Consider the following 5,363-nt stretch of genomic DNA (forward strand, 5'->3'; position numbering starts at 1 on the left):
TCACCCCTTTATCGTTCATTCATCGGTTTCGATCATTTAGCGTCTTTAATGGATGCGGCAGCAAGTTCAGATAAGCAGCCAAGCTTTCCTCCTTACAATATCGAAGCGCTCGATAAAGACAAATATAGAATCACTATGGCGGTTGCTGGTTTTAGCGAAAGCGAGCTGAGCATAGAATCAGAAAACAACACACTAGTTGTTGCAGGTATTAAAACGGGTAAAGAGCAAGCGAGTGAGCGTAAATTTATTCATCAAGGTATTGCAGAGCGCAACTTTGAGCGTAAATTTCAGCTGGGGGATCACGTAAAAGTACTTGGTGCCGATTTAGCAAATGGCTTATTGAGCATTAACCTTGAACGCGAAATACCAGAAGCACTTAAACCACGCAAAATTGAAATAGGCAGTGGTAGCCTTATAGAAGGCAAGTAATTTAAATAAGCTTAGTTTTTGATTATCCCCGTAAAGCCGCTTTTTAGCGGCTTTTTGCTGTTCTGATAAAAAGTTAAAAGTTACAGGCTTTCCAGATTGTTCAAATAGTAAGTTGCTTGCTGTAATGTACTTTGCTGTAACGTATTCTCTTGTTTATCCCAGTTTTTATACACCATGCCAATGCGTGGGTTTTTTTCTAATTTTGCTCTGTGCGTGTGCATAAAATGCCAGTAAAGGCTATTAAACGGGCAGGCGTCATCACCCACTTTTTGTTTTACTTTATAGTGGCAGTTTTTGCAGTAGTCGCTCATTTTATTAATATAGTTACCGCTTGCCGCATAAGGTTTGGTTGCAATAATTCCGTCATCGGCAAATTGGCTCATACCCCGAGTATTGGGCATTTCTACCCATTCAATAGCATCTATATAAACGCCCAAATACCAAGCATCAACCTCATCTGGGTTTATAGCCGTTAATAAACAAAAATTACCAATAACCATAAGACGCTGAATATGATGGGCGTATGCAGTCGTTAAGCTTTCACAGAGCGCATGGTGCATGCAGTTCATTTTAGTTTTAGCATGCCAAAAATACGGCGGTAATGTATTTTTGGCTTTAAGCTGATTTTTAGTTGCGTAATCTGGCATGTTAATCCAGTAAATTGCGCGTACGTACTCTCTCCAGCCCAGTATTTGCCTAACAAACCCCTCTACTTGTGCAATAGAAATATCATTAGGGCGTTGTTCGTATTGGGCTATTACACGCTTTATTACATACAGTGGGTGTATTAACTTTGCATTTAAAGCAAACGATAAGCGGCTATGGTACAGGCTATTGTTATGTTTACCTTGCTCTGTCATTGCATCTTGAAACTGGCCAAAATGAGGCAGTAAATACCAACAAAAATAATCTAAGCAGCTAATGGCTTGTTTTCGGGTTGTGGGCCAAGGGAGTTGTTCTGCGGCTTTACCAAAGTAGCTAACATTATGTTTATTTAAACGCGCAATTATAGCGCTTACATCGTTATTAAATAATTTAGGTGGCGGGATTTGCGCTAAGTCGGCGGTTGAAAATTTATTTCTGTTATTACTATCAAAGTTCCACTTTCCACCGTGTGGTTTGTTACTATCCATTAATATATTAAATTGTTTGCGCATTGTGCGGTAAAAATGCTCCATCGTTATGTGTTTATCTTTTACAAAACGGTGTTTTATTTCCTCAAAGGGCAGTAAAAAATGCTCGCTGTCAACCCCGCTAACCGTTAATGGGCTGGTGTTTGCAAAGTGGGCTAACTGGGTTTTTAATCTATATTCGTCTGGGTATTGATACTCAATAGTATTGCATTGATGTTGCGCCGCTATTCGGGTAAGCAATGCGGGTAAATCTTTATCATTACAGGTTTCGTTTAATGTTAAATGCAGTACATTAAATTCGGCCTGGTTTAATGCTGTTGCAAAGTTTTCCATTGCGCAAAAAAATGCACTGATTTTTTGAATATGGTGCTTAACATAGCTGGTTTCTTGTTTTAGCTCTGCAATAACATATAAGGTATTGGTTTGTTTATTTTTAAACCATGAGTGAGCAGGGTTGAGCTGATCGCCCAAAATGAGTCTAAGAGTATTAAAGTGTGTCATGCCTAAGCCAAATAAATTTAATACGCAAAATTATTACATCAAGATCGCTTACTTTATAAAAACATAGATTTAAAAATTCCTAAATTTGGATAATAAGTGCAAAAATTAACAAAATTAAATAATTACGCGTTAAATTATAAACACGCTATTTGGTGTCACTTTTTTTATAAACTTATTACTTATTATGGTTGCTAATTACGGCGTACATACTTATAATACCCGCCATTGTTTAGTATGTTGAAAGATATTACTAACAGCGATATTAAATTATTAAGTTTAGTATCTATTGGCGCGGGATGGAGCAGTCTGGTAGCTCGTCGGGCTCATAACCCGAAGGTCGTCGGTTCAAATCCGGCTCCCGCAACCAATCATAATAGTGGGTTTAATCTTACTAATTTATATCGCGCATTCTAAGTAATGCGCGTTTTGCGTTTAAGCTACTGTAGTTTAATTTAGTCAGATTTTTGACTCGCAACCAAGCTTGGCCCTAGGCCACACAGTTTTGTGCTTTTTGGTGTGACGCCCCGCTTGGTTCGGGGCGTTGTTGTATCTGCACTGTTTGATTTGTGACATGGTGATCAAATCAAAATTTAAACTCAATATTTTAGGGCTATAAGCCCTTTTTTTGTTTGTATGGAGGATTTTCGTGACAAAACTTGAACAAGATTTAGTAGCTATGTTAACGCCAGCGGTAGAAATGTTAGGTTTTGAATTACATGGTCTTGAGTTTGTACAAGCGGGTCGCCATTCTACCTTAAGAGTTTATATTACTCATGAGGCTGGGATCTCAGTTGATAATTGTGCAGATGCGAGTCGCCAAATAAGTGCGATTTTAGATGTCGAAGACCCAATTACAAATGAATATGATTTGGAAGTATCGTCTCCTGGTGTTGATCGTCTATTATTCAAACAAGATCACTACGAGCAGGCGCAAGGAGAGGAAGTACAATTACGTACTAAACTTCCACAAGACGGTCGTCGTAATTTTAAAGGCGATTTAATAGCAGTTACTAGCGATATGATTACACTATCTAGTGATGGTACAGAGCATTTAATTATGCTTAGCAACATTGAGCGTGCGAACATAATTGCAAAGTTTTAATTCGAGCGCAAAGGAATAGGGCAAGCGAGGCATAACCCATGGCAAAAGAGATATTATTGGTTGCTGAAGCCGTCTCCAATGAGAAAGCGGTTCCAAAAGAAAAGATTTTTGAAGCTTTAGAGTTCGCTCTAGCAACAGCAACAAAGAAAAAGCACGGTGGTGACATCGACGTACGTGTAGCAATTGACCGTAAAACAGGTGACTACGATACTTACCGTCGCTGGCAGATTGCTGCAGTATTAGAAGATGGGTCTTTAGAGAACCCATACAGCGAAATTACCCTAGAAGCAGCGCAAGTTGAAGAACCTGACTTGCAAATGGGTGACTTCGTTGAAGAGCAAATTGACTCAATTAAATTTGACCGTATTACAACCCAAATGGCTAAGCAAGTTATCGTACAAAAAGTACGTGAAGCTGAGCGTGCTTTAGTTGTAGAAGAATACAAAAGTAAAGAAGGTGAGTTAGTAACGGGTGTGGTTAAAAAAGCCACTCGTGACGCGATCGTTCTTGATTTAGGTAATAATGCAGAAGCGGTAATTTACCGTGACGACATGCTACCGCGTGAAAACTTCCGCCCAGGCGATCGTATTCGCGGTCTTCTATACGAAGTTAAGCCAGAAGCACGTGGCGCACAATTATTTGTAACGCGTTCTAAGCCTGAAATGCTAATGGAATTGTTCCGCATTGAGGTGCCAGAAATCGGCGAAGAAATGATTGAATTACGTGCCGCTGCACGTGATCCAGGTTCGCGCGCTAAAATTGCGGTTAAGTCTAACGACAAACGTATTGACCCAATTGGTGCTTGTGTAGGTATGCGTGGCGCACGTGTTCAAGCTGTATCGTCAGAACTTGGCGGTGAGCGTGTTGATATCGTACTTTACGATGATAACCCAGCACAATTTGTTATTAACGCAATGGCACCTGCAGAAGTAGCTTCAATCGTAATGGATGAAGATACGCACTCAATGGATATCGCTGTAGAAGCTGATAACCTAGCACAAGCTATTGGTCGTAATGGTCAAAACGTTCGTTTAGCTAGCCAATTAACTGGCTGGGAACTAAACGTAATGACTGTTGAAGACATGCGTAGCAAAAACGAAGCTGAGTCAGATAAGTTACTTAACTTATTTACTGAAAATTTAGAAATTGATGATGAATTTGCTTCATTATTAATTAACGAAGGTTTCTCGTCACTTGAAGAAGTTGCGTATGTACCGGCATCTGAATTTTTAGAAATTGATGGCTTAGATGAAGAAACGGTTGATCTATTGCGCTCACGTGCAAAAGACGCATTAACCACTAAAGCACTTAAAACGGAAGAAAGCTTAGATGGCGCAGAGCCAGCTGAAGACTTACTTGCGCTTGAAGGCTTAGAACGTCATTTAGCATTTGTTATGGCAAGCAAGGGTGTAATTACACTTGAAGACTTAGCTGAGCAAGGTATTGATGAATTAGTGGATATTACAGAACTATCACCTGAAAAAGCAGGTGAACTGATTATGGCTGCACGTAACATTTGTTGGTTTGCAGACGAGTAATTTATTAACGGAGGTATTAGAGACTATGGCAGAAGTAAATGTTGAAAAACTAGCCGGTGATATAGGTACAACTGTTGATAAATTGCTACAGCAGTTTTCACAAGCCGGTATTACCAAGCAAGCAGGCGAAAGCGTAACCGAAGCTGAAAAAGCGACGTTACTTGATCACTTAAGCAAGCAGCATGGCGGCACAGGTTCAGATGGCCCAGCGCGTATGACATTGCAACGTAAGAGCAAAAGCACATTAAGTGTGACTGGCTCAACGGGCAAAGCAAAGTCTGTTCAAGTTGAAGTTCGCAAAACACGTACCTACGTGAAGAAAAGCGCAATGGAGCAAGAGCAAGAAGAGCTACGCCTAGCCGCTGAAGAAAAACTGCGCCTTGAAGAGCAGCAAAAAGCTGCACAAGAAGCCGCAGAATTGAAAGCGAAACAAGAGGCAGAACGTAAAGCGAAAGAAGACGCTGATCGTAAAGCTAAAGAAGAAGCTAAACGCAAAGCTGATGCAGAGCGTAAAGCGAAACAAAAGCAGATGACCCCAGAGCAAAGTGCTAAGTCTGAGAAAGATCGCATCGAAGCTGAGCGTCTGCAAAGAGAAGCAGAAGAGGCCGCATTGAAGAAAGCTGAAGAAGAAGCGAAACGTCAAGCAGAAGAAGCAAGAAA

General features: G+C 40.4%; 5 protein-coding genes and 1 tRNA gene. 5 read left to right on the forward strand and 1 reads right to left on the reverse strand.

From position 1 onward, the window contains the following. A partial coding sequence (locus H5079_RS17870) for an Hsp20 family protein (protein ID WP_182684590.1) occupies positions 1–429 on the forward strand: 429 nt, incomplete at its 5' end. A gap of 80 nt (positions 430–509) precedes the next feature. On the opposite strand, the gene H5079_RS17875 is transcribed toward H5079_RS17870, so the two are convergent. Next, on the reverse strand, positions 510–2,063 hold the full coding sequence (locus H5079_RS17875; RefSeq protein ID WP_182684591.1) for a cryptochrome/photolyase family protein: 1,554 nt from the start codon (positions 2,061–2,063) through the stop codon (positions 510–512). Between the two features lie 290 nt (positions 2,064–2,353). Here H5079_RS17875 and H5079_RS17880 point away from each other — a divergent pair. From H5079_RS17880 to H5079_RS17895, 4 genes are all read left to right on the forward strand, one after another. Continuing rightward, positions 2,354–2,430, forward strand: a tRNA-Met gene (locus H5079_RS17880). Between the two features lie 279 nt (positions 2,431–2,709). Then, entirely contained in the window at positions 2,710–3,165 is a 456-nt protein-coding gene (gene rimP, locus H5079_RS17885) for a ribosome maturation factor RimP (protein ID WP_041454374.1), read from the forward strand. A gap of 38 nt (positions 3,166–3,203) precedes the next feature. Then, the gene (gene nusA, locus H5079_RS17890) at positions 3,204–4,703 is read left to right on the forward strand and encodes a transcription termination factor NusA (RefSeq protein WP_011327685.1); all 1,500 of its coding nucleotides are present in this window, start codon (positions 3,204–3,206) and stop codon (positions 4,701–4,703) included. A 25-nt stretch (positions 4,704–4,728) separates the two neighbouring features. Then, positions 4,729–5,363 (forward strand): translation initiation factor IF-2 associated domain-containing protein (locus tag H5079_RS17895; RefSeq protein WP_182684592.1); only part of this gene is annotated, 635 nt, incomplete at its 3' end.

This window comes from Pseudoalteromonas sp. SG44-5 (assembly GCF_014164175.1).
GTDB classification, from domain to species: Bacteria; Pseudomonadota; Gammaproteobacteria; order Enterobacterales; family Alteromonadaceae; genus Pseudoalteromonas; species Pseudoalteromonas nigrifaciens.